The sequence below is a fragment of the Corallococcus sp. AB045 genome, from assembly GCF_003668895.1.
Classification (GTDB): domain Bacteria; phylum Myxococcota; class Myxococcia; order Myxococcales; family Myxococcaceae; genus Corallococcus; species Corallococcus coralloides.
The window spans coordinates 14,637-37,851 of sequence record NZ_RAWN01000020.1 but is presented as its reverse complement, the minus strand read 5'-3'; the positions used below and the strand labels follow the sequence as shown (position 1 = coordinate 37,851).

The window sequence follows — 23,215 nt, the reverse complement described above, 5'->3', positions numbered from 1 at the left end:
CGCCGAGGTCCCGCTGCGTTCGCTCTTCGAGCTGAGCACGGTGGCTTCGCTCGCGGCGTTCGTGGATACGGCCGTGTCAGGCCGTGATGCGTCCAAGGCCTCGGCGATCACGCCTCGGCCCCGGAGTGCCACGGAGTCGCTGTCGTTCGCGCAGCAGCGTCTGTGGTTCCTGGACCAGCTGGAGCAGGGCAGCGCCTTCTACAACGTGGCGGGCGGCGTGAAGCTGGACGGTGCGCTGCATGTGGAAGCCATGCGGCGGGCCCTGGAAGAGATCGTCCGCCGGCATGAGTCGCTGCGCACGACCTTCCGCGATGAGAACGGTCAGGCGGTGCAGGTCATCCACCCGGCGAAGGCCTTCGAGCTGCCGGTGGCGGACCTCTCCGGTGCACAGGACACGGAAGCGCGGCGGCTGGCGGAGGAAGAAGCCGCGCGCCCGTTCGATCTGGGCACGGGCCCGCTCTTCCGCGCGAAGCTGCTGAAGCTGGGTGAGGCGAAGCACGTGCTGCTGGTGACGATGCACCACATCGTCTCCGACGGCTGGTCCATGGGCGTGCTCGTGCGCGAGGTCGCCGCGCTCTATGAGGCCCAGGTCCTCAACCAGAAGTCGCCGCTGCCGGAGCTGGCGGTGCAGTACGCGGACTTCGCGCAGTGGCAGCGGGAGTGGCTGCTGGGCGGGGTGCTGGAGAAGCAGGTCGGCTACTGGAAGCAGCAGCTGGCCGGGGCTCCGGCGGTGCTGGAGCTTCCGACGGACTTCGCGCGTCCTGCGGTGCAGACGTATCGCGGCGCGACGGTGCCGGTGAAGCTGGGCGCGGACCTGAGCCGCACGCTGAACGCGCTGGCGAAGCAGGAAGGCGTCACGCCGTACCAGTTGCTCCTGGCGGCGTTCCAGGTGCTGCTGTCCCGCTACAGCGGCCAGGACGACATCTCGGTGGGCTCGCCCATCGCGGGCCGCACGCAGGCGGAGACGGAGGGCCTCATCGGCTTCTTCGTCAACACGCTGGTGCTGCGCACGAAGCTCTCGGGCAACCCGAGCTTCCAGCAGGTCCTCAAGCAGGTGCGTGAGACGACGCTGGGCGCGTACGCGCACCAGGACGTGCCGTTCGAGAAGCTGGTGGAAGAACTCCAGCCGCAGCGCAGCCTCAGCCACGCGCCGCTGTTCCAGGTGATGTTCGCGTTGCAGCAGGACGTGCTGCCGCACCTGAAGCTGTCGGGCGTGGAGCTGTCTCCGTACGAAGTGGAGTCGAAGTCGGCGAAATTCGACCTGACGCTGTCGCTGACGGAGACGGCGGGCGGACTGGAAGGAACGCTCGAGTACAACACGGACCTGTTCGCTGCGGCGACGGCGCGGCGGATGACGGAGCACCTGCGGGTGCTGCTGGAGTCCGTGGCGGTGCGGCCCATGGCGAAGCTGTCCCAGCTCGCGCTGATGGGCCCGCAGGAGCGTCACCAGGTGCTGGTGGCGTGGAACGACACGCGCGGCGACGTCGCTGGCGACGTGACGTTCCCGGCGCTCTTCGAGGCCCAGGTGCGTCGCGCGCCGGACTCGCAGGCGCTGGTGTTCGAGGATGCCTCGCTGACGTACGCGCAGTTGGACGCGCGGGCGAACCAGCTGGCGCACCACCTGCGCACGCTGGGCGTCGGGCCCGAGGTGCGTGTGGCGCTCTGCGTGGAGCGTTCGCTGGAGCTCGCGGTGGCGATGCTCGGCATCCAGAAGGCCGGTGGCGCCTTCGTGCCGTTGGATCCGTCCTACCCGCGTGAGCGCCTGTCCTTCATGCTGGAGGACAGCGGCGCGCCCGTGCTGGTGACGCAGGAGTCGCTGAGCCAGCAGCTGCCCTCCGACGGCCTGCGCGTGGTGCGCATGGACGTGGAGGCGGCGCACCTCCGGACGCTTCCGGAGACCGCTCCGGCTTCCAGCGCCAACGCCGACACCCTGGCGTACGTCATCTACACGTCCGGCTCCACGGGGCGCCCCAAGGGCACGCTGCTGCCGCATCGCGGCCTCAACAACACCGCCCGGCAGGCCGCCGCGGCGAAGGGTCTGGGCACGGGCCGCCGCGCGTTGCAGTACGCGGCGTCCAGCTTCGACGCCAGCGTGTGGGAGGTGTTCAGCACGCTCGTGTCCGGGGCCACGCTGGTGCTCGCGCCTCGCGACCGGCTGCTGCCGGATGAGCCGCTGCGCACGCTGCTGAAGTCGCAGCGCATCACCACCGTGACGCTGACGCCGTCGGTGCTCGCGCAGCTGAGCACGGATGGGCTGGAGGGCCTGTCCACCATCGTCTCCGCCGGTGAGGCGCTGAGCGTGGAGATGGCTCGCAAGTGGGGGCAGGGGAGGACGCTGATCAACGCGTACGGCCCCACCGAGACCACGGTCTGCGCGACCCTCACGCACGGCGGCGTCCGGGCGGAGCGCCTGACCATCGGCAAGCCGCTGGCGAACGTGCAGGTGTACGTGCTGGATGCCCTGCACCACCCGGTGCCCGTGGGGGTCGCGGGAGAGCTGTACGTCGCGGGCGAAGGCCTGGCGCGCGGCTACCAGGGCCGGCCGGACATGACGGCGGAGAAGTTCGTCCCCAACCCGTTCAGCCAGGAGCCCGGCGCGCGGCTGTACCGCACCGGCGACCGCGTGCGCTGGCTGGCCGAGGGCGAGATCGAATACCTGGGCCGCATCGACCACCAGGTGAAGGTGCGTGGCTTCCGCATCGAGCTGGGTGAAATCGAGGCCGTGCTGCTGCGCCACGCGGACGTGCGCGAGGCGGCGGTCGTGGTGCGCGAGGACGTGCCGGGCGACAAGCGGCTCGTCGGCTACGTCGTGCCTCAGCCGGGGCGGACGGTGGACGCGGCCTCGCTGCGCAAGCACCTGAAGGACGGCGTGCCGGAGTACATGGTGCCGTCGGCGTTCATGGTGCTGGACGCGCTGCCGATGACGCCCGCCGGCAAGGTGGACCGCAAGGCCCTGCCGGCCCCCACGGGCGCGCTCACGCGTCCTGACGCCTACGTGGCCCCTCGCACGCCGACGGAAACGCGCGTGGCGGCCCTCTTCGCGCGCGTGCTCACCGTGGAGCGCGTGGGCGCGGAGGATTCGTTCTTCGAGCTGGGCGGCCACTCGCTGATGGCCACCCAGTTGGTGTCGCGCCTGCGCGGCGAGTTCCAGGTGGAGCTGCCCCTGCGTGCGCTCTTCGAGTCCCCGACGGTGGCCGCCCTGGCCGCTCGCGTGGACGAGGCCACCGGCGCCGAGCGGAAGTTCAAGACACCGCCGCTCAAGCCCGCGTCGCGTGAGGGCTCGCTGCCGCTGTCGTTCGACCAGGAGCGCCTCTGGCTCTTCGAGCAGCTCACGCCGGGCACGCCCATCTACAACGTGCCCAGCGCGGCCCGCTTGAACGGCGACCTGGACGTCGACGTGCTCCGCCGCGGCCTGGAGGAGATCGTCCAGCGCCACGAGGCGCTGCGCACCGTCTTCCATCAGGATGCGTCCGGTTCTCCCGTGCAGGTCATCCTGCCGGCGAAGCCGTTCGTGCTGCCCGTGGTGGACCTGTCCTCGCTGCCCGCCGACAAGGCGGAGGCCGAGGCCCGGAAGCACCTGAACGCGGAGGCCGCTCGGCCCTTCGACCTGGTGCAGGGCCCGCTGCTGCGCGCCCAGCTCCTGAAACTGAGCGCGCGCGAGCACGTGCTGTGCCTCGCCATGCACCACATCGTGGTGGATGGCTGGGCCGTGGGCGTGTTCATGAACGAGCTTCAGGCGCTCTACACCGCGTTCTCGCGCGGCGAGCCCTCGCCGCTGCCCGCGCTGCCCGTGCAGTACGCGGACTACACCCTCTGGCACCGCCAGTGGCTGAGCGGCGACGTGCTGGAGCAGCAGATCTCCTGGTGGAAGAAGCAGCTCGCCGGAGCGCCTCGCATCGCGCTGCGCACGGACGCGCCGCGCCCCGCGGGCGATCGCTTCCACGGTGACAGCCGCCGCTTCCACCTGTCCCCGGACCTCACGTCCCGCATCGAGGCGCTGGGACGAGGGGAGGGCGCCACGCTGTTCATGGTGCTGCTCGCCGCGTTCGACGCGCTCCTGCACCGCCGCACCGGCCAGGACGACATCGTCGTGGGCACGGACATCGCGAACCGCGCCCGCGAGGAGCTGGAGTCCCTGGTCGGCTTCTTCACCAACCAGCTCGTCCTGCGCACGCAGGTGTCGGGCGACCTGTCCTTCCGCTCGCTGCTGGACCGCGTGCGCAAGGGGACCCTGGACGCCTACGAGCACCAGGACCTGCCCTTCGGCACGCTGGTGCAGGCGCTCAAGCCGCCGCGCGAGCCGGGTGGCCAGCTCTTCAACGTGAAGTTCGTGCTGGAGAACGCGCCGCTTCCGCCGCTCCAGCTCCCCGGCCTGGAGCTGAGCCTCCTGGATGCGGAGACGAACGGGACCGCGAAGTGGGACCTGCTCGTCGTCGTCTTCCCGTGGCAGGGCGGGCTCACCGTCACGGTGGAGCACAACACGGACGTGCTCGACCGCGCGTCGGTGGAGCGCCTGTTCGCCCACTTCGAGTCGCTGCTGCGCGCCGTCGTGGACGACCCGGAGCACCGCATCGGCACGCTGCCGCTGCTCACGCCGGATGAGCGCAACACGCTCGCGGCGTGGAACGACCGCCCGCGGACGTACCCGCACGGCCAGCCCGTGTCGCGCGTCTTCGAGGCGCAGGCCGCCCGCGCCCCGGACGCGGTCGCTGTCAGCTTCGAGGGCGGGACGCTCACCGCCGGCCAGCTCAACGCGCGCGCCAACCAGCTCGCGCACCACCTGCGCGCCCTGGGCGTCAGGCCCGGCAAGCGCGTGGGTGTGTCCCTGGAGCGTTCGCTCGACCTCGTCGTGGCGGTGCTGGGCATCGCCAAGGCGGGCGGCGCGTACGTGCCGCTCGACCCCAGCTTCCCCACCGAGCGCCTCTCGATGCTCATCGAGGACGCAGGCCTGTCCGCGCTTGTCAGTGTCTCCGCGATCGCGGACGAGCTGCCCGCGCAGTGGCTCCAGGTGATCTGCCTGGATGACGACGCGGCCGCGATCGCGAAGCGTTCGGATGCCAACCTCGACACCGCGCCGAGCGGCGAGGACGAGCTGTACGTCCTCTACACCTCCGGCTCCACGGGCAGGCCCAAGGGCGTGTCCGTGCCCCACCGCGCCGTGGTGCGCCTGGTGTGCGGCCCGGAGTGGGTGAGCCTGTCGTCGAAGGAGGTCTTCCTCCAGCTGGCGCCGCTCGCGTTCGACGCGTCCACCTTCGAGCTGTGGGGCGCGATGCTCAACGGCGCGAAGCTCGCCGTGTTCCCGCCGCGCGCGCCCACCCTGGACGAACTGGGCGAGGTCATCACCCGCGAGGGCGTGAGCACGCTGTGGCTCACCGCGGGTCTGTTCCACCAGATGGTGGACGGCAACCTGGACGGCCTGCGTCCCGTGCGCCAGCTGCTGGCCGGTGGTGATGTGCTGTCTCCCTCGCACGTGCTGCGTGTGATGGAGCAGTTGCCGGGCTGCCGCGTCATCAACGGCTACGGCCCCACGGAGAACACGACGTTCACCGCGTGCTACCCGGTGGAGGACGCGAGCGCGCTGGGCATCTCCGTGCCCATCGGCCGTCCCATCAACGGCACGCGCGTGCACGTCCTCAACGCGTCCCTGCAGCCCGTGCCCCTGGGCGCCCCCGGCGAGCTGTTCGCGGGCGGCGACGGCCTGGCGCACGGCTACCTGAACCAGCCGGAGCTGACGGCGGAGAAGTTCATCCCGGATCCGTTCAGCACCGTGCCGGGCGCGCGGCTGTACCGTACCGGCGACCAGGTCCGCTTCCGCGCGGACGGCTCGCTGGAGTTCCTGGGCCGCATCGACCAGCAGGTGAAGGTGCGCGGCTTCCGCATCGAGCCGGGCGAGATTGAGACGGCGCTGCGCGGACACGCGTCCGTGCTCGACGTCACCGTCGCCGTGCAGGAGGTCGCGGGCGAGAAGGCCCTGGTCGCCTACGTCGTCACGGAGGAGGGCGCGGAGCCCCTGGGCGTGGACACGATGCGTGCGTTCCTGCACGACAAGCTGCCCGCGTACATGGTGCCTACGGCGCTGATGGCACTGGACGCGCTGCCGCTCACGCCCAACGGCAAGGTGGACCGCCGCGCGCTGCCCGTGCCCGGCAGCGAGCGTCCGCAGATGTCCACCGCGTACGCCGCTCCTCGCACCATGGAGGAGACCGCGCTGTGCGAGGTCTGGGCGGAGGTGCTGGGTGTGGAGCGCGTCGGTATCGACGACAGCTTCTACGACCTGGGCGGTGATTCCATCCGCAGCATCCAGCTCATCGCGAAGCTGCGTGAGCGCGGGCTGGATCTGCCCATGGTGGAGCTGCTGCGTCAGCCCACCATCCGCGCGCTGGGGAACCTGGTGCACGCGGCCCCGTCGAAGGCCGCGGCGCAGGCCGTCCCGGGCTCGGAGCCCTTCAGCCTGCTGTCCGACGCGGACCGCGCGCGGCTGCCTTCGGACGTGGAGGATGCGTACCCGGTGGCCGTGCTCCAGGCCGGCATGCTCTTCCAGAGCGAGCTGGACCAGGCGTCCGGCATGTACCACGACGCCACCAGCTACCACCTGGAGATGGCGCTCGATGAGGCGAAGATGCGCCAGCTGCTGGCCGAGCTGGCCCGCCGCCACGCCATCCTGCGCACGTCGTTCGACCTCACCGGTTACGAGCAGCCGTTGCAGTTCGTGCACCGCGAGGTCCAGGTGCCGCTGGAGCTCCACGACGTGCGCCACGTGCCCGCCGCGGAGCAGGACGCGCTCCTGCGCAAGCTCGTGGAAGAGGACCGCTGCCGCCCGTTCGACTGGAGCCGCGCGCCGCTGCTGCGCTTCGCGATCTACCGGCGCACGGAGAAGACGCTCCAGTTCTCGCTCATCTTCCACCACGCCATCCTGGATGGTTGGAGCCTCGCGACGCTGCTGTCGGAGCTGTTCCGCGGCTACGTGAACCTGCTGCGCGGCACGCCGGCCCCGGAGGCGGCGCCGCTGGCCGTCACCTACCGTCAGTTCGTCGCGCTGGAGCACCAGTCGCTCACCTCCGGCGAGGGCGAACGGTTCTGGAAGTCGCGCCTGGCGGAAGTGGACCGTCCTGCTCCTCGCGCGCCGCTGCCCGCGGGCCAGGAGCCGGTGCTGAGCATGCGGCAGGTGGACGTGCCCGCCGCGCTCCAGGAAGGACTGCAGCGCGTGGCGCAGGCCGCCAACGTGCCGCTGAAGACCGTGCTGCTGGCGGCGCACCTGCGCGTGCGCGCGCTGATGGAGGGACAGCGCTCGGTGGTGACGGGCGTGGTCTCCAACGGCCGTCCGGAGACGGCCGACAGCGAGCGCATGGTGGGCCTGTTCCTCAACAGCATCCCGTTCCCGGTGACGCTGGCTGACGGCTCGTGGCTGGACCTGGTGCGCCAGGTGTCGAAGGCGGACGGCGACATCTGGCCGCACCGCCGCTACCCCATGGGCCGGTTGCAGCAGCAGCTGGGTGGCCAGCGGCTGTTCGAGACCATCTTCAACTTCGTCCACTTCCACGTGGCCGGAGGCCTGTCGCAGCTCGAAGGCGTGCGCCTGCTGGAGGAGACTCCATCCACCGCGTGGATGGAGCTTCCGCTGAGCACGCTGTTCCTCCAGCGCCCGGACACCGGCGCGCTGATGCTCGTGCTGCGCACCAACGGCACGCAGCGCGACGCGGACCAGACGGAGGCGCTGGCGGGCTACTACTTCCGCGCCCTCGAAGCGATGGCCGCCAACCCGCACGCGCGTCACGAGCACGCGCGGTTGCTGCCGGACGCGGAGCGACAGAAGCTGCTGGTGGAGTGGAACGCCACGGGCACGCAGCCCGCGGGCGACACCTGTGTCCATGAGCGCTTCGCCGTCCACGCGGCCCGCACGCCGGACGCCGTGGCGGTGGTCTGCGACGACGGCCAGCTCACCTACGGGGAGCTGAACCGCAGGGCCAACCAGCTCGCGCACTGGCTGCGCGCGCGCGGCGTGGGCCCGGATGCGCGCGTGGGCCTGCTCACCGAGCGCACCCCGGATTCCATCGTCGGCATGCTGGGCATCCTCAAGGCTGGCGGCGCGTACGTGCCGCTGGATCCGTCGCATCCGCCGGAGCGCCTGCGCACAGTGCTGGAGGACGCGGCGGCTTCGCTCGTGGTTACCCAGGCCTCGCTCGCCGCGCATGTGGCGGACGCCTCCAGGGGACACGTGTGCCTGGACTCCGACGCGGGGTTGCTCTCGCGCGAGCGAGAGGACGACCCGAAGCGCCTGGGCGACGCGAGCTCGCTGGCCTACGTCATCTTCACGTCCGGCTCCACGGGCCGGCCCAAGGGCGTGGCCATCGAGCACCGTCAGCTCAACCACTACGTGGAGGGCGTGACGCTCCGGCTGGAGCTGCCCCCGGCGGCGAGCTTCGCGTCGGTGTCCACGCTGGCCGCGGACCTGGGCCACACCGCCGTCTTCCCGACGCTGAGCGGCGGCGGCACGCTACACCTCATCTCCCGCGACCGCGCCTCCGACCCGGCCGCGCTGGGCGACTACTTCGAGCGCCACGCGGTGGACTGCTTGAAGATCGTCCCCTCGCACCTGACGGCGCTGCTGTCGTCGCCGTCGCCCGAGCGCGTCCTGCCTCGCAAGCGGCTGGTGCTGGGCGGTGAAGCGTCCGATCCGGCGCTCGTGGCGCGCGTGCATGCGCTCGTGCCCGGGCTCGAAGTCTTCAACCACTACGGCCCCACCGAGACCACGGTCGGTGTGCTGACGTGGAAGGTGGAGCGGGGCACTGCGCTTGCCGCCACGGCCTCCGTGCCGCTGGGCCGGCCTCTGCCCAACGCGCGGATGTACGTGCTGGACGCTGCGCTGCAGCCCGTTCCCGTGGGTGTGCCCGGCGAGCTGTTCATCGGCGGCGCGGGCGTGGCCCGGGGCTACCTGGGACAGCCGGGCCTGACGATGGAGCGCTTCCTGGCGGATCCGTTCAACGCGGAGCCGGGCGCGCGCGTGTACCGCACGGGCGATCGCGTGCGCTACCTGCCGGACGGCGCGCTGGAGTTCCTGGGCCGCGTCGACTTCCAGGTGAAGGTGCGCGGCTTCCGCATCGAGCTGCCGGAGATTGAAGCCGCGATGAGCGGCCTGCCCGGCGTGGCGGAAGTCGTCGTGCTGGCGCGCGAGGACGTGCCGGGCGACAAGCGCCTGGTGGCCTACGTCGTCGCGGTGCCCGGCCACACGCTGGAGGCCGGGGCGCTGCGCCAGGGCCTGAAGTCGCGGCTGCCGGACTACATGGTGCCGTCCGCCTTCGTCATGCTGGACGCGCTGCCGCTCACGTCCAACGGCAAGGTGGACCGCCGCGCGCTGCCCGCGCCGGAGCAGGAGGCCGAAGCCGGCCGCGCCCACGTGGCCCCGCGCACTCCCACCGAGGAGCTGATCGCGGGCCTGTGGTCGAAGCTCCTGGGCGTGGAGCGCGTGGGTGCGAAGGACGACTTCTTCGTGCTCGGCGGCCACTCGCTGCTGGCGACGCAGATGATCTCCCGCATCCGGAGCGCGTTCCGCGTGGAGCTGCCCCTGCGCGCGCTCTTCGAAGCGACCACGGTGGAGACGCTCTCCGCCCGCGTGGACGAGGCTGTCCGCCAGGGCTTCGGCCTGGAGGCGCCGGCCATCGTGCCGCTGTCTCGCGAGCACACGCTGCCGCTGTCGTTCGCGCAGCAGCGCCTGTGGTTCCTGGATCAGCTGGAGCCGGACAGCGCGTTCTACAACATCGCCGCGCCGGTGATGCTGGACGGCGCGCTGGAAGTGGCCCCGCTGGAGCAGGCCTTCACGGAGCTGGTGCGCCGGCATGAAGTGCTGCGCACCACCTTCCGCGCGGAGGGTGGCAACCCGGTGCAGGTCGTCCACGCGGCGGCCTCCATGCCGCTGCCGCTCGTGGACCTCACGCACCTGCCGGAAGCCGAGCGCGAAGCGAAGGCGCAGCGTCTGGCGGACGAGGACGCGGCCAGGCCGTTCAACCTGGCCACGGGCCCGTTGCTGCGCGCCACGCTGGTGCGCATCTCGGACGTGCGCCACATGCTGCTGCTCACGGTGCACCACATCGTGTCCGACGGCTGGTCGCGCGGCGTGCTCGTGCGCGAAGTGGCCGCGCTCTACGAGGCCTTCCGCCAGGGCAAGCCGTCGCCGCTGCCGGAGCTGCCGGTGCAGTACGCGGACTACTCGGGCTGGCAGCGCGGCTGGCTCCAGGGCGACGTGCTGAAGAAGCAGGTCGGTTACTGGAAGCAGCAGCTGACCGGCGCGCCCTCCGCGCTGGAGCTGCCCACGGACTTCCCGCGCCCGGCCGTGCAGACGTACCGCGGTGAGACGCTGCCCTTCACGCTGCCGCGCGAGCTGTCGGATGCCCTGCGCGCCCTGGCGCTGAAGGAAGGCGTCACGCCGTACATGCTGCTGCTCACCGCGTGGCAGGTGCTGCTGGCGCGCCACGCGGGCCAGGACGACGTCACGGTGGGTTCGCCCGTGGCCGGCCGTGGCCGCATGGAGACCGAAGGCCTCATCGGCTTCTTCATCAACACGCTCGTGCTGCGCACGCGGCTGGAAGGGGACCCCTCGTTCCGCCAGGTGCTCGCGCGGGTGCGGGAGTCGGTGCTGGGCGCGCACGCGCACCAGGAAGTGCCCTTCGAGAAGCTGGTGGAGGAGCTGCAGCCGGTGCGTGACACCAGCCGCTCGCCGCTCTTCCAGGTGTGGTTCGTGCTGCACCAGGAGCTGGCGGCGAAGCTGTCCGTGCCGGGCCTCACCCTGAGCGCCTACGAGGCGGAAGCGCGCACCGCGAAGTTCGACCTGGCCCTGTCCATGCTGGACGCGGCGGACGGCTTCGTGGGCCGCCTGGAGTTCAACTCCGACCTGTTCGCCCGCGCGACCGCGGAGCGGATGATGGCGCGCCTGCACGTGCTGCTGGCGGGCATCGTCACCCAGCCTGAGTCGCCCGTGGGCGAGCTGCCCCTGCTGTCCGCCGAGGAGCGGCATCAGGTGCTGGTGGGCTGGAACAGCGTCCGCGCGGAGCTGCCGCGTGAGGCGACCATCCACTCGCTCATCGAAGCGCACGCGGAGGCCACGCCGGACGCGGTGGCCCTCGTGTACGAGGACCAGTCGCTCACGTACGCGGAGCTGGACGTGAAGGCGAACCAGTTGGCGCATCACCTGCGCCGCCGGTACGTCGGACGTGAGGTGCGCGTGGCGCTCTGCCTGGAGCGCTCGCTGGATCTCGTGGTGGGCATGCTCGGCATCCTCAAGGCCGGCGGCGCGTTCATCCCGTTGGATCCGTCGTACCCGGTGGAGCGGCTCGACTACATGCTGGCGGACTCGGGCGCGCCGGTGCTGGTGACGCAGGAGTCGCTGATGGACTCGCTGCCCACCGACGGCCGCCTGACCATCCAGTTGGACATGGACGTGGACGCCATCGAGCGGATGCCGGAAGAGGCGCCGCGCTCGGGCACGTCCGCGCACAACCTGGCGTACGTCATCTACACATCTGGCTCCACGGGCCGTCCCAAGGGCACGCTGCTCCAGCACGAGGGCCTGGTGAACACGGCCCTGCGTGCCGCCGCTGCGAAGCGGGTGGGGCCGGGCAGCCGCGTGTTGCAGTACGCGGCGTCCAGCTTCGATGCCAGCGTCTGGGAGATCTTCAGCACCCTGGCCGCGGGCGCCACGCTGGTGCTCGCGCCGCGCGACCGGCTGATGCCGGACGAGCCGCTGCGCACGCTGCTGAAGGAGCAGGGCATCACCACCGCCACGCTGACGCCGTCGGTGCTCGCGCAGCTGAGCACGGAAGGGCTGGAGGGCCTGCGCAGCGTGGTGTCCGCCGGTGAAGCGCTGAGCGTGGAGCTGGCTCGCAAGTGGGGCGCGGGGCGCCTCATGATCAACGCCTACGGCCCCACGGAGGCCACGGTCTGCGCGACGTTGACCGAAGGCGGCGTGAACCCCGAGCGGATCACCATCGGCAAGCCGTGGGCGAACGCTCAGGTGTACGTGCTGGACGCGTCACAGCGTCCGGTGCCGGTGGGCGTGGGCGGTGAGCTCTACATCGGCGGCGTGGCGCTGGCGCGTGGCTACCAGGGCCGACCGGACCTGACGGCGGAGAAGTTCGTGCCGCATCCGTTCAGCACTGACGCGGGCGCGCGGCTGTACCGCACGGGTGACCGCGTGCGCTGGCTGGCGACGGGCGAACTGGAGTACCTGGGCCGCATCGACTTCCAGGTGAAGGTGCGCGGCTTCCGCATCGAACTGGGCGAAGTCGAATCCGTGCTGCTGCACCACACGGACATCCGTGAGGCGGCGGTGGTGGTGCGCGAGGACGTGCCGGGCGACAAGCGCCTGGTGGCCTACGTCGTCGCGCAGGAGGACACCGAGCTGGACGTGGCGGAGCTGCGCCGCCACCTGAAGGGCGAGGTGCCGGAGTACATGGTGCCGTCCGCCTTCGTGGTGCTGGAGGCGCTGCCGATGACGCCCGCGGGCAAGGTGGACCGCAAGGCGCTGCCCGCGCCGTCCGACGCCCGCACGGAGCGCAGCGAGGCGGAGTTCGCCGCGCCGCGCACGCCGACGGAGGAGATGCTCGCCACGGTCTGGACGGAGATCCTGGACGTGAAGCGGGTAGGGGTGCGCGACAACTTCTTCGACCTGGGCGGGCACTCGCTGCTGGCCACGCAGGTCGCTTCGCGCATCCGCGAGGCGTTCGGCGTGGAGCTGCCGCTGCGCGCGCTCTTCGAGGCGCCCACCATCGCGGACCTGGCCCAGCGCGTGGATCAGTCCGTGCGTTCGGAGCAGGGACTCCAGGCGCCGCCCATCGTGCCGCTGCCGCGCGAGGGCTCGCTGCCGCTGGGGCTTGCCCAGCAGCGGTTGTGGTTCCTGGACCAGATGGAGCCGGACAGCGCGTTCTACAACATCGTGCTGCCCGTCCGTCTGGAGGGCGAGCTGGACCTGGGCGTGCTGGAGCGGACCTTCACGGAGCTGGTGCGCCGGCATGAATCGCTGCGCACCACCTTCCACGCGGAAGGCGACCAGCCCGTGCAGCGCATCCACGCGCCCGCGCCTGCGTCGCTCAACGTCGTGGACCTGAGCAGCCTGCCCGACGCGGAGCGCGAGGCCGAGGCGAAGCGCCTGGCCGACGCGGAGACCAACCGCGGCTTCAAGCTGGCCACGGGGCCGCTCATGCGCGCCCTCATCCTGCGCATGTCGCCGACGGAGCACGTGCTGCTCCTGTCGCTGCACCACATCATCACGGACGGCTGGTCCATGAGCCTGCTCGTCCGGGAGATCGCCGCCATCTACGCGGCCTTCCGCGAGGACAAGCCGTCGCCGCTGCCGGAGCTGCCGGTGCAGTACGCGGACTACGCGGGCTGGCAGCGCGACTGGCTGCGCAGCGACGTGATGGGCAAGCACGTGGAGTACTGGCGGCAGCAGCTGTCCGGCGCGCCCTCCGCGCTGGAGCTGCCCACGGACTTCCCGCGCCCGGCGGTGATGACGTACTCGGGCGGCGGCGTGGCGGTGAAGGTGCCGCAGACGCTGTCGCAGCGGATCAAGGCGCTGTGCCGCGAGAAGGGCGTGACGCCGTTCATGTTCCTGCTGGCGGCGTGGCAGGTGCTCCTGGCGCGTCACGCGGGCCAGGACGACATCAGCGTGGGTTCTCCGGCCGCGGGCCGCGGGCACTCGTCGACGGAGGGCATCATCGGCTTCTTCGTCAACACGCTGGTGCTGCGCGCGAAGCTGGAGGGCAACCCGTCCTTCCGCGACGTGCTGACCCAGGTGCGTGACACGGTGCTGTCCGCGCACGTCCACCAGGAGGTCCCGTTCGAGAAGCTGGTGGAGGAGCTGCACCCGGTGCGCGACACCAGCCGCTCGCCGCTCTTCCAGGCCATGTTCGTGCTCCAGGCGGAGGAGCTTTCCGGTCAGGTGTCCGTGGCCGGCCTCACGCTGAAGACGTTCGAGGCGGAAGCGCGCACGGCGAAGTTCGACATGTCCCTGTCGCTGGCGGACGCGTCCGAGGGCTTCCTGGGCCGGCTCGCGTACAACTCCGACCTGTACTCCCGCGCCACCGCCGAACGGCTGATGCAGCACTTCGTGATGATGCTGGAAGGCATCGCCACGGACATGGATCAGCGCGTGATGGCGCTGCCGCTCATGACGGAGGACGAGGCGCGGCAGGAACTGGTGGTGTGGAACGACACCCGCGTGGACTTCCCGCGCGAGGCGTGCATCCAGTCGTTCATCGAGGCGCATGCCCGCGCCACGCCGGACGCAGCGGCGCTCGTCTACGAGGACACGTCGCTCACGTTCGCGCAGCTGGACGCGAAGGCGAACCAGTTGGCGCACCACCTGCGCACCCTGGGCGTCGCGCCGGAAGTGCGCGTGGCGCTCTGCCTGGACCGCTCGCTGGACCTGGTGGTCGGCATGCTGGGCGTGCTCAAGGCCGGCGGCGCGTTCGTGCCGCTCGACCCGGCGTACCCCATCGACCGGCTCGACTACATGCTGGAGGACAGCGGCGCCACGGTGCTCGTGACGCGCGGCGAGCCCATGCCGGGCCTGCACGCGGAAGACCGTGTCGGGCTGCACCTGGATGACGTGCGGGACGTCCTCAAGGCGCTGCCCACCACGGCGCCGTCCGTGAACATGACCTCCGCCAATCTGGCGTACGTCATCTACACGTCCGGCTCCACGGGCCGTCCAAAGGGCACGCTGCTCCAGCACCAGGGTCTGGTGAACACGGCCATCCAGGCGGGCCGCGCGCACCGCTACGCGCCGGGCAGCCGTGTGTTGCAGTACGCGGCGTCCAGCTTCGACGCCAGCGTGTGCGAGGTGTTCGGCACGCTCGTCGCCGGGGCCACGCTGGTGCTCGCGCCGCGCGACCGGCTGCTGCCGGACGAACCGCTGCGCACGCTGCTCCAGCAGCAGCGCATCACCGCCGTCACCCTGACGCCGTCGGTGCTCGCGCAGCTGGGCACGGAGGGGCTGGAGGGCCTGCGCACCGTCATCTCCGCCGGCGAGGCGCTGAGCGTGGAGCTGGCGCGCAAGTGGGGCGAAGGGCGCTTGATGATCAACGCCTACGGCCCCACGGAGGCCACGGTCTGCGCGACGCTGACCGAGAACGGCGCGAACCCGGAGCGGCTCACCATCGGCAAGCCGTGGGCGAACGTGCAGGTGTACGTGCTGGATGACGCGCTCCGGCCCCAGCCGCCGGGCGTCCCGGGCGAGCTGTACGTGGCGGGCGTGGGTCTGGCGCGTGGCTACCAGGGCCGGCCGGACCTGACGGCGGAGCGGTTCATCCCGAACCCGTTCAGCCAGGATCCCGGCGCGCGGCTGTACCGCACCGGCGACCGCGTGCGGTGGACGTCCCTGGCCGAGCTCGAGTACCTGGGCCGCATCGACTCCCAGGTGAAGGTGCGCGGCTTCCGCATCGAGCTGGGTGAAGTCGAGTCCGTGCTGCTGCACCACGCGGAGGTGCGTGAGGCGGCGGTGGTGGTGCGCGAGGACGCGCCGGGCGACAAGCGCCTGGTGGCGTACGTCGTGCCCCAGGCCGCGGGCACGCTGGACGCGGTGGAGCTGCGCCGCCACCTGAAGACAGAGGTGCCGGAGTACATGGTGCCTTCGGCCTTCATGGTGCTGGAGGCCCTGCCTCTGACGCCCGCGGGCAAGATTGACCGCAAGGCCCTGCCCGCACCGACGGGCGAGGTGTCGCGCACGCGCACCTTCGTGGCCGCGCGTACGCCGACGGAGGAGCTGCTCGCGGCCCTCTTCGCGCAGCTGTTGAGCGTGGAGCGCGTGGGTGTGGAGGACCACTTCTTCGAGATGGGCGGCCACTCGCTCATGGCCACGCGGTTGGCGTCGCGCATCCGCGAGGCCTTCGACGTGGAGCTGCCGCTGCGCACGCTCTTCGAGGCGCCCACGGTGACGGACCTGGCCCGGCGCGTGGACGCGCTCGTGGCGCAGGGCAGGGGCGTGAGGGCACCGCCGCTCGTGGCACTGCCGCGCGCGGAGCGGATGCCGCTGTCGTTCGCCCAGCAGCGCCTGTGGTTCCTCAACCAGCTGGAGCCGGACAGCGCCTTCTACAACCTCCCGCTGCCGGTGCGGCTGGAGGGCACGCTGGACGTGTCCGCGCTGGAGCGCGCGTTCACGGAGTTGGTGCGCCGCCACGAATCGCTACGCACCACGTTCCCCATGCGCGACGGCCAGCCCGCTCAGGTCATCCAGCCTGCGGCGACGCTGTCGATCCCAGTGGTGGACCTGTCCGGTCAGCCCGAGGACGAGCGTGAAGCCGAGGCCCAGCGTCGGGCCAACGAAGAGGCGCAGCGTCCGTTCCATCTGGCGAACGGCCCGCTGCTGCGCGTGAAGCTGCTCAAGCTGGAGGCCCAGCGGCACGTGCTGCTCGCGACGATGCACCACATCGTCTCCGACGGCTGGTCCATGGGCGTGCTGGTGCGGGAGATGGCGGCCCTCTACGAGGCCTTCGCGTCCGGCCGCGCGCCGTCCCTGCCGGAGCTGCCGGTGCAGTACGCGGACTACGCGGGCTGGCAGCGCGGCTGGCTCCAGGGTGACGTGCTGGCCCAGCAGATGGCGTACTGGAAGCAGCAGCTGACCGGCGCGCCCGCCGCGCTGGAGCTGCCCACGGACCGCCCGCGTCCGGCGGTGCAGACGTACCGGGGCGCCAGCGTGAACCTGCGCGTGGGCAAGCCGGTGACGGACACACTGAAGGCCCTGGCGCTGAAGGAAGGCGCCACGCCCTTCATGGTGCTGCTGGCCGCGTGGCAGGTGTTGCTCGCGCGTTACTCCGGTCAGGACGACGTGAGCGTGGGCACGCCCATCGCGGGCCGTGGCCGTACGGAGACGGAAGGCCTCATCGGCTTCTTCGTCAACACGCTGGTGCTGCGCACGAAGCTGGAGGGCAACCCGTCCTTCCGCGCGCTGCTGGCCCAGGTGAAGGAGACGACGCTGGGCGCGTACGCGCACCAGGAAGTCCCCTTCGAGAAGCTGGTGGAAGAGCTGGCGCCCACGCGCGACACCAGCCGCACGCCGCTGTTCCAGGTGCTGCTGTCGTTCCAGAACGCGCCGGTGCCGGAGCTGGAGGTCAAGGGCCTCACGCTGCGCGCCGTGCCGCTGGAGCACCGCACCGCGCAGTTCGACCTGAACATGACGCTGTCGGAGGTGGACGGCGAGCTGCGCGGAGCCATGGAGTACAACTCCGACCTGTTCGACGCCGGCACCGCCGAGCGGATGCTGGAGCACCTCCGCGTCCTCCTGGAGGGCGTGGCGTCCCAGCCGGACGTGCCCGTGCAGCGCCTGCCGCTGCTCACCGAGGGCGAGCGGACGCAGCTCCTGACGACGTGGAACGACACGCGGGCCGACTTCCCGCGCGACGCCTGCATCCACCAGCGCTTCGAGGAGCAGGTGGCGCGCACCCCGGACGCGATCGCCGCGACCTTCGAGGGTGAGCAGCTCACGTACCGGCAGCTGGACGCGAAGGCCAATCAGCTGGCGCACCACCTGCGCCGGCTGGGCGTGGGGCCCGAGGTGAAGGTCGCCCTGTGCCTGGAGCGCTCGCTGGAGATGGTCATCGCCGTGATGGGCGTGCTCAAGGCCGGCGGCGCCTACGTGCCGCTCGACCCGAAGTACCCGTTGGATCGCCTGTCCTTCATGCTGGAGGACACGCAGGTGCCGGTGGTGCTGACGCAGGACTCGCTGGCGGATGAGCTGCCCGTCACCACCCAGCAGCTCATCAGCCTGGATGGCGACTGGAAGCGCAGCATCTCCCGCGAGCGCGAGGACGCGCCCGTGACGGCGGTGACGGCCGGCAACCTGGCGTACGTCATCTACACGTCCGGCTCCACGGGCAAGCCCAAGGGCGTGGCCATCGAACACCGCGGCGTGTCCAACTACCTGACGTGGTGCTTGTCCGCGTACGGGCTGGATACGGGCGCGGGCGCGCCGGTGCACTCGTCGCTCGCGTTCGACCTGACCGTCACCAGCATGCTGGCGCCGCTGGTCGCGGGCCGGGGCGTGGTGATGGTGTCCGAGACCCGGGGCGTGGAAGGCCTGGCGGACGTGCTGCGTGAGGGCACGGGCTTCAGCCTGGTGAAGCTGACGCCCAGCCACCTGCGGCTGTTGTCGGACCTGCTGGGCGCGGACGCGGCGGCGGGGCGCACGGGCGCCTTCGTCATCGGAGGCGAAGCGCTCTTCTCGGAAGAGCTGGCGTTCTGGCGCAAGCACGCGCCGGCCACGCGGCTCATCAACGAGTACGGCCCCACGGAGACGGTGGTGGGCTGCTCGGTGCACGTCGTGGCCCCGGAGGATTCCGCCTCCGGCGCGGTGCGCATCGGCAAGCCGCTGCCCAACACGCGGATGTACGTGCTGGATGCGCAGCTGCAACCCGTGCCGGTGGGCGTGCCGGGTGAGCTGTACATCGGCGGCGTGCAGGTGGGCCGCGGCTACCTGGGCCGCCCGGAGCTCACGGCGGAGAAGTTCGTGCCGGATGCGTTCAGCACCGACGCTGGCGCGCGGCTGTACCGCTCCGGCGACCTGGCCCGTTGGCGCGCCGACGGCACGCTGGAGTACATGGGCCGCGTCGACCACCAGGTGAAGGTGCGCGGCTACCGCATCGAGCTGGGGGAGATCGAATCCGCCCTCATGGGCGCCTACGGTGTCCGCGAGTCCGTCGTCGTCGTCCGCGAGGACGTGGCCGGCGACAAGCGGCTGGTCGCCTACGTCGCGGGGGACGTGGAGTCCCTGGACCGCAAGGGCCTGCGCGAGCACCTGGAGCGCACGCTGCCGGAGTACATGGTGCCGTCCGCCTTCGTCGTGATGGAGGCGCTGCCGGTGACCTCCAACGGCAAGGTGGACCGCAAGGCGCTGCCCGTCCCCAGCGACGAACGCGCGCAGGACGACGCGTTCATCGCGCCGCGCACTCCCACGGAGCAGCTGCTCGCCGGTGCGTGGAGCGAGCTGCTGAACGTGGACCGCGTGGGATCGACGGACGACTTCTTCGAGCTGGGCGGACACTCGCTGCTGGCCACGCAGGTGCTGTCGCGCGTCCGGAGCATCTTCCGGATCGACCTGCAGCTGCGGGACGTCTTCAACGCGCCCACGGTGCAGAAGCTGTCCGTCCTCATCGACCAGGCGCTCCAGGCCGGCGCGGGCACCCAGGCGCCCGCCATCGTGCCGCTGCCGCGCGAAGGCCGCCTGCCGTTGTCGTTCGCCCAGCAGCGCCTGTGGTTCCTGCACCAGCTGGATGCGTCCAGCCCGGCCTACAACGTGCCCATGGTCCTTCGCCTGAAGGGCTCGCTGGACGTGATGGCGCTGGAGCAGAGCTTCACGGAGTTGGTGCGCCGGCACGGATCGCTGCGAACGTCGTTCCACCTGGACAACGGACAGGCCACGCAGGTCATCCACCCGGCGGTGTCGCTGCCGCTCCCGGTGGTGGACCTCTCCGACATCCCGGAACCGGAGCGCCATGACGAGGCCCGCCGGCTCGCGGACGAGGAGGCGGTGCACCCGTTCCAGCTGGCCACCGGTCCGCTGTTGCGCGTGAAGCTGCTCAAGCTGGACGAGGAGGAGCACATCCTCCTGCTCGTCATGCACCACATCGTCTCCGACGGTTGGTCCATGGGCGTGCTGGTGCGCGAGATGGCCGCGTCCTACGAGGCCTTCACCTCCGGCGGAACGCCGTCCCTGCCGGAGCTGCCGGTGCAGTACGCGGACTACGCGGGCTGGCAGCGCGGCTGGCTCCAGGGCGAGGTGCTGGAGAAGCAGCTCGGCTACTGGAAGCAGCAGCTGTCCGGTGCTCCCTCCGCGATGGAGCTGCCCACGGACCGTCCGCGTCCGGCGGTGCAGACGTCGCACGGCTCCAGCGTCCCGGTGAAGGTGAGTCGCGAGCTGACGGAGACGCTCAGGGCCCTGGCGCTGAAGGAGGGCACCACGCCCTTCATGGTCCTCCTGGCCGCGTGGCAGACGCTGCTGTCTCGCTACTCCGGACAGGATGACATCAGCGTGGGCACGCCCATCGCGGGCCGCCAGCGCGCGGAGACGGAAGGCCTCATCGGCTTCTTCGTCAACACGCTGGTGCTGCGCACGAAGCTGGACGGCGACCCCACGTTCCGCGAGCTGCTGGGCCGCGTGCGGGAGACGACGCTGGGCGCGTACGCGCACCAGGAAGTGCCGTTCGAGAAGCTGGTGGAGGAGCTGGCGCCCACGCGCGACACCAGCCGCACGCCGCTGTTCCAGGTGTCCATGACGCTGCAGAACGCGCCGGAAGGGTCGTTCAACCTGACCGACCTCGTCCTGGAAGGCGTGGAGGTGGAGCACCGCACCGCGAAGTTCGACCTGTCGCTGGGCCTCACGGAGACGGCGAACGGCATCGAAGGCGGGCTCGAGTTCAACACCGACCTGTTCGACGCGAGCACCGCCGAGCGGCTCGCCCGTCACCTGGGCGTGTTGCTGGCGGGCATCGGGGCGAACCCGGACGCGCGGCTGCACCAGCTGCCGCTGCTCACGGAGGAGGACCGCACGGAGGTGGTGACGGACTGGAACACGTCCTTCCGCTTCCCGGTGGACGCGTGCCTGCACACGCTGTTCGAGCGTCAGGCGGCGCGCACCCCGGACGCCATCGCGGTCACCTACGCCGAACAGCGCCTCACGTACCGCGAGCTGGACACGCGGGCGAACCAGCTGGCGCACCACCTGCGCACGCTGGGCGTGGGGCCGGAGGTGCTGGTGGGCCTCGCGGTGGAGCGCTCGCTGGAGCTGATGGTGGGCCTGTTGGCCATCCTCAAGGCCGGCGGCGCGTACCTGCCCATGGATCCGGCGTACCCGCGGGATCGCCTGGAGTTCATGGTGGAGGACGCGCGCGTGCCGGTGGTGCTCACCCAGCAGCACCTGCTGGACGTGGTGCCGTCGGGCGCGGCGAAGCGCCTGTGCCTGGACTCGGATGCCGCCGCGTGGGCCTCCGCGCCCACGACGACGCCGAACAGCGGTGTGGCACCGCATCACCTGGCGTACGTCATCTACACGTCCGGCTCCACGGGCCGTCCCAAGGGCGCGCAGATCGAGCACGCCCAGGTGGTGCGCCTCTTCGACGGCACGAAGCACTGGTTCGACTTCGGCGCGAAGGACGTGTGGACGCTGTTCCACTCGTACGCCTTCGACTTCTCCGTCTGGGAGATGTGGGGCGCGCTGCTCTACGGCGGCAAGCTGGTGGTGGTGCCCTACGAGGTCAGCCGCACGCCCGCGGACTTCCACGCGCTGCTCAAGCGCGAGGGCGTCACGGTGCTCAACCAGACGCCGTCCGCCTTCCGTCAGCTCATCCAGCACGAGGAGCGCACGGGCGACCACGAGGGCCTGTCCCTGCGCACGGTCGTGTTCGGCGGCGAGGCCCTGGAGTTCGGCAGCCTGCGTCCGTGGTACGCGCGCCACGCGGACAACGCGCCGGTGCTCGTCAACATGTACGGCATCACCGAGACGACCGTTCACGTGACCTACCGCGCACTCAAGGCGGCGGACGCGGAGGGCGGGCGCGGCAGCGAGGTCGGCGTGGCGATCCCGGACCTCCAGGTGTACGTGCTGGATGCGCACGGACAGCCGGTGCCTCCGGGCGTCACGGGTGAGATGTACGTGGGCGGCGACGGCCTGAGCCGCGGCTACCTGGGCCGGCCGGAGCTGACCGCGCAGCGCTTCATCCCGGATCCGTTCAGCACGCGGCCCGGGTCGCGGCTCTACCGCTCCGGCGACCTGGCGCGGTGGCGTCCTGACGGCACGCTGGAGTACCTGGGCCGTGCGGACTTCCAGGTGAAGGTGCGCGGCTTCCGCATCGAGCTGGGTGAAATCGAAGCGGGCCTGCTCTCGCACCCGAGCGTGCGCGAGGCCGTGGTGCTGGTGCGCGAGGACGTGCCGGGCGACAAGCGCCTGGTGGCGTACCTGGTGGGCGCGCCGGGCCAGAGCGTGGCGGGAGTCCCGGAGCTGCGCGAACAGCTGCGGCGCACGCTGCCGGAGTACATGGTGCCGTCCGCCTTCATGACGCTGGAGTCGCTGCCGCTCACGTCCAACGGCAAGGTGGATCGCCGCGCGCTGCCCGCGCCGGACACCACGCGCGCGGAGGGCTCCACGCTGGTGGTGGCTCGCACGCCGCTGCAACTGCAGTTGGTCCGTGTCTGGGAGGAGACGCTGGGGATGTCGCCCATTGGCATCCGCGACGACTTCTTCGACCTGGGCGGCCACTCCATGCTGGCGGTGCAGCTCATGGGCCGCATCCAGCAGCTCACCGGCAAGAACCTGCCCCTGGCGTCGCTGTTCCAGGCGTCGACGGTGGAGCAGCTGGCCGCGCTGCTGGAGGCCGAGTCACGCGCCTGGTCGCCGCTGGTGGCGCTGAAGCCGGAGGGCACCAAGCCTCCGCTCTTCGCCATCCACCCGGCGGGCGGCGGCGTCCTCTGCTACGTGGACCTGGCGCGCGAGCTGGACGCGGATCAGCCGTGCTACGGCCTGCAGGCGCGGGGCACCGAGGGCGAGGAGCCCCTGGGCACCGTGGCGGAGATGGCCGCGCTGTACCTGGCGTCCGTGCGCGAGGTGCAGCCGCACGGGCCCTACCACCTGGCGGGCTGGTCGCTGGGCGGCATCATCGCCTTCGAGATGGCGCGGCAGCTGCGCGCCGTGGGCGAAGAGGTGGCGCTGCTGGCGAGCATCGACGCGTACACCGTGCAGCACATGGTGCCGGACAAGACGCCGGAGCAGGTCCTGGAGGACATGCTCACCTCCGAGCTCACCATGATGCTGGCGGCCACCACGGGCCGCGACCCCCTGGAGCTGCGCGAGCGCATCAGCCAGATGACGCAAGCGGAGCGCGTGAACTACTTCTACGAAGTGGGCAGCCAGGGTGACACGCAGATCGCCGACGTGGGCGTGGAGCGCGTGCGCAACCTGTACCGGGTGTTCGAGTCCACCTCGCGCGCCTTCACGCAGTACGACGCGAAGCCGCTCGACGGGAAGCTCGTGCTGCTGCGCGCCAGCCAGCGTCCGGACACGCGTGAGCACACCGGCTGGGAGGAGTTCGTCACCGGCGGCGTGGAGGTCGTGGACATGCCGGGCACGCACATGACGATGATGCGCAAGCCGCTGATCACCAACGTGGCGAGGGAGCTCCAGTCCCGCATCGTCACGCACACGACGCCGGTGGACGATCTGAAGAAGAAGATCGGGTAG

Annotated in this window: 1 protein-coding gene (running past one end of the window); it reads left to right on the top strand. The window is 71.1% G+C overall.

Annotation, left to right across the window (positions count from 1 at the left end):
• Positions 1–23,215, top strand: partial view of a non-ribosomal peptide synthetase gene (locus D7Y21_RS07365; RefSeq protein ID WP_158627248.1) — the 3' portion only. Its footprint begins 8,297 nt before the window's first position; only the last 23,215 of its 31,512 coding nucleotides appear in the window; its start codon lies beyond the left edge, outside the window; its stop codon occupies positions 23,213–23,215.